This is a genomic window from Kitasatospora sp. MBT63 (genome assembly GCF_000710465.2).
Classification (GTDB): Bacteria; Actinomycetota; Actinomycetes; order Streptomycetales; family Streptomycetaceae; genus Kitasatospora.
Genome location: NZ_JAIZ01000753.1, coordinates 1 through 4,296, shown reverse-complemented (window position 1 = coordinate 4,296; position 4,296 = coordinate 1). Strand labels below are relative to the sequence as shown.

At 77.2% G+C, this 4,296-nt stretch carries 2 protein-coding genes; both read right to left on the bottom strand.

Annotation, left to right across the window (positions count from 1 at the left end; genetic code table 11):
- A partial coding sequence (locus AA75_RS51245; RefSeq protein ID WP_199520527.1) for a type I polyketide synthase occupies positions 1-2,537 on the bottom strand: 2,537 nt, incomplete at its 3' end.
- 71 nt (positions 2,538-2,608) lie between these two features.
- A partial coding sequence (locus AA75_RS39485; protein WP_233289396.1) for a LuxR C-terminal-related transcriptional regulator occupies positions 2,609-4,296 on the bottom strand: 1,688 nt, incomplete at its 5' end.

Below are 4,296 nucleotides of genomic sequence, written 5' to 3'. Positions count from 1 at the left end.
ACGGCGGCCGCGCCGGCCGTGATCTGCTCCAGTCCGACGGTGAGCACCGGGTGCGCGCTGCTCTCCACGAAGCCCTGGTGCCCGTCTGCCAGGGCGGCCCGGACGGCGCGCTCCAACTGCACGGTGCCGCGCAGGTTGCGGTACCAGTAGTCGCCGGTGAGCTCGGCCGGGTCGAGCAGGCCGCCGGTCACCGTGGAGTAGAAGGCGATGCCGCTCGTGCCGGCGGCCTGCGGCCGGATGCCGGCCAGCAGCGCGGGCAGCGTCTCGCTCAGCGGTTCGACCTGCGGGGAGTGCGAGGCGTAGTCCACCGGGACCAGCCGGGCCCGCACCTCCTCGGCCGCGTACCGCGCGACCAGTTCCTCGACCGCCGCGCGGTCGCCGGAAACCACGGTGGCGGCCGGGCCGTTGACCGCCGCCACGCCGATCTGTCCGGGCCACTCGGCGAGCCGTTCGGCGACCTGCTCGGCGGGCAGCGGCACGGCGGCCATCGCCCCGGGGCGCTCGGTGCCCAGGCCGGCGATCGCCTGCGAGCGCAGCGCGACCACGGCCGCCGCGTCCGCCAGCGAGAGTGCGCCGGCCACGTACGCGGCGGCGATCTCGCCCTGGGAGTGCCCGATCACCGCGTCCGGACGGACCCCGGCAGCGCGCCACAGCGCGGCCAGCGAGACCATCACGGCGAACAGCGCGGGCTGCACCACATCCACCCGGTCCAGCCCCGGCGCGCCGGGCTCACCGCGCAGCACGTCGAGCAGCGACCAGTCGGTGTGCGGGGCCAGCGCCTCCTCGCAGGCGGCCAGCTCGGCGGCGAACACCGGGGAGGTGACGAGCAGTTCGCGGGCCATCGCGTCCCACTGGGCGCCCTGGCCGGGGAAGACCAGCACGGTCCGCCCGCCGCTGCCGGCGGCCCGGCCTCGGACCACCCCCGCGGCCTGCCCGCCCTCGGCCAGTACGTCCAGCGCGTCCAGCAGTTCGGCCCGGTCGGCGCCGGTCACGGCGGCCCGGTACTCGAAGGCGGTCCGGGTGGTGGCCAGCGCCCGGCCGATCCCGGCCGGGTCGGCGTCGGCCCGCTGCGCGACGAACTCCCGCAGCCGCGCGGCCTGCTCGGGCAGGGCGGCCGGCGTGCGCGCGGAGAGCGGCCAGAGCACCGGCCCCGCCCCGACGCCGGCCGAGGCCGACGACTGCCTGGCTGGCACACCATCACCCGACGGGATCTCAGCAGCGGACGGGAGTTCCGGCGGCAGGGGTGCGGCGCAGACCACCACGTGCGCGTTGGTCCCGCCCACCCCGAAGGAGCTCACCCCGGCGAGCGGCGCCCGACCCGGCCCCGGCTCGGGCCACGGGCCGGACTCGGTCCGCACCCGCAGGCCGAGCCGGTCGAACGCGATGTCCGGGTTGGGCTCGGCGAAGTTGAGGCTGGCCGGCAGCCGCCGGTGGTGCACCGACAGCACCGTCTTCAGCAGGCCGACGATGCCGGCCGCCCCTTCCAGGTGCCCCACGTTGGTCTTGGCCGAGCCGACCAGCAGCGGCGCACCGGCGCTCCGGCCGGTGCCGAGCGCGGCGCCCAGGCCGGCGGCCTCGATCGGGTCGCCCACCCGGGTTCCGGTGCCGTGCAGTTCGACGTACTGGATCCGCTCGGGGGCCACCCCGGCCTGCCGGACGGCCCGGCTCACCACCTCGCCCTGCGCGGCCGCGCTCGGCACGGTCAGTCCGTCGGTCGCGCCGTCGCTGTTCACGGCGCTGCCCAGCAGCACCGCGTAGACCCGGTCCCCGTCGGACAGCGCCCGGACCAGCGGCTTGAGCACCAGCAGCACGCCGCCCTCGCCGCGCGCGTAGCCATTGGCCCGGGCGTCGAAGGTGTAGCAGCGGTCGTCCGGCGAGAGTGCGCCGAACCGCTCCACGGTCAGCGTCGAGTCGGGGGCCAGGTTGAGGTTCACCCCGGCCGCCAGGGCGAACTCGGACTCGCCGCTGCGCAGGCTCTCGATGGCCAGGTGGACGGCGACCAGCGCGGAGGACTGCGCCGAGTCCACCGTCAGGCTCGGCCCGCGCAGGTCCAGGGCGTAGGAAACACGGTTGGCGATCACGCCCTTGTTCAGGCCGGTCAGGGTGTGCCGGGAGATCGCGCCGGCGCGGGCGGCTAGCGCCGCGTAGTCGCCGCCGATCGCGCCGACGAAGACACCGCCCCGGCGGCCGGCGGCGGCAGCGGGCAGCACGCCCGCATCCTCCAGCGCCTCCCAGGCCAGTTCCAGCACCAGCCGCTGCTGGGGGTCGGCGGCGGCGGCCTCGGCCGCCGAGATCCCGAAGAACTCGGGGTCGAACCGGTCGATCTGCTCCAGGTAGCCGCCCGCCCTGGGCTGCTCGCCCGCGGCGAACCGCTCCGGCGGGCGGACGCCGACCGCGCTGCCGGCTGAATCGAGCAGCCGCCAGAAGGCCTCCGGGTCCGGCGCACCCGGCAGCCGGCAGGCGACACCGACCACGGCGACAGCCTGCGGGGAGCCGGCGTCGGGCACGGACGGGTCGAAGGGTTCCTGGCGAGCCATGGCGGGTCACTCCTGAAGGGAGACTGCTTGCGTCCCCCGAAGCGTTCCGCGACAGCGCGCCCGCCGGGCCCCTAGGCAACCCCTGTCGTACCCCTACCGACCAGCGCCAGCTCCTCGCCGGGCCCGCCGCCGTGGCCATGGCCGGCCGCGGGACCGAGCAGCCTGCCCAGGTCCACCCGGCGGCGCACCCCGAGCTTGCGGTAGACCCGGGTCAGGTGCTGCTCGACGGTGCTGACGGTGATGTACAGCTTGCGGGCGATCTCCCGGTTGGACAGCCCGCGCGCGGCCAGCTCGGCCACCCGGCTCTCGGCCTCCGACAGGCTCTCGGTCACCCGCTGGGCACCGGCCCGCTCGGCCGAGTCCCGCACCACCGAATCCCGCGGTACCGAATCCGGCAGGGCTCCCTCCCGCAGGGCCTGCTCGCGCACCGCCTCGTCACGCACCGACTGCCGCGCCGGCACCACCGCGAGCGCCGGTGTCCGACGAGCCCGCCGATCGGTCTGCCGGGCCCGCTCCGGATCGCCGTCGCTCGCGTGCGCCTGGCTCAACTCGGCGAGTGCGGCCGCCAGTTCGACCTCCGCCCCGGCCTCCTCCAAGCAGCCCACGGCCTGCTCCAGCAGCGGCGTGCGCTCACCGGGCGCGCCGGCGGCGGCCCGTACCCGCAGCGCCATGCCCCGCAGCCGCAACTGCCCGACCGGGCCGAGCCGGACGAGCTGCTGCTCCGCCAGCGCGATCGCGGCGTGCGGCCGACCGAGCGCCAACTGGGCCTGTGCCGCGCCGATCCGCCAGGGCGCGATGGCGGGCAGGTGGTCCAGCCCCCAGCGGGCCATCGCGTCGCCGCAGGCCCGGAACTCCGCCAGCGCCTCCTCGGCCCGGCCGACCGCGAGCAGGTGGCTGCCGGTCGCGTACCGGTGGTGCAGCGCGGCCGGCGTGTGCTCCATGCCCTCCGGGGTACGCCGGGCCAGGTAGTGCGCGGCGTCCTGGTGGCTGCCGCGCGCGGTGCGGACGGCGGCCATGGTGGCCAGCGGCAGGCCCACCGCCACCCCCCAGGCCGACGGCGGCACCTTGCCGAAGGCGGCCCGGGCCGCCTCCTCCGCAGTGCGCAACTCCCCCTGCCGCAGGGCGGTCTCGGCCCGCAGTGCGGCGAACAGCGCCTGCCAGGTGGCACCGCAGCGCGACCCCGTGCGGCCCGCGATCGCCGCGCACCAGTGCGCCGCGCGGTCCGCCCGGTCGGCGTACAGCAGCACGGTGAGCGCGGCGGTCAACGACTCCATCGGCACCCCTCCCAGGCTGCCGGTCCGCAGGACCAGCTCCGCCTGGGGTACCGCCTCGGCCGGCTGCACCGCACCGGTGAGCAGCGCGGCCAGCAGCCGCGAGCCCTCGCCCAGGTGGGACCGCAGGTCCGCGGCAGCCGCCGCAGCCGGTCCCAGGGCGGCCGGCGCGGCCGAGCCGGTCGCGGCCGGCGGAGCGGTCGGCAGCAGCGACGGGTACCAGTAGGTCAGCCAGGTGCGCAGCCGGGCCACCCCGGCCGGGTCCGCGCCCCCCGCCGCGAACCGCTCCAGCGCAGCCAGGCCCTGCGCCGGGCGACCGTGCCAGAACAGGTGCCGGATCGAACGGAACTCGTGGCGCAGCGAGGAGGCGTGGTCGGTCACGGTTCCGGGCAGCGTGGGCACGCACTCGATCCCGGCCTCCGGACCGCCGCCGAGCACCGCCTCGCCGTCCCCCGGCACGGCCGCCGCCGGCCGGCCGACGGGCTCGT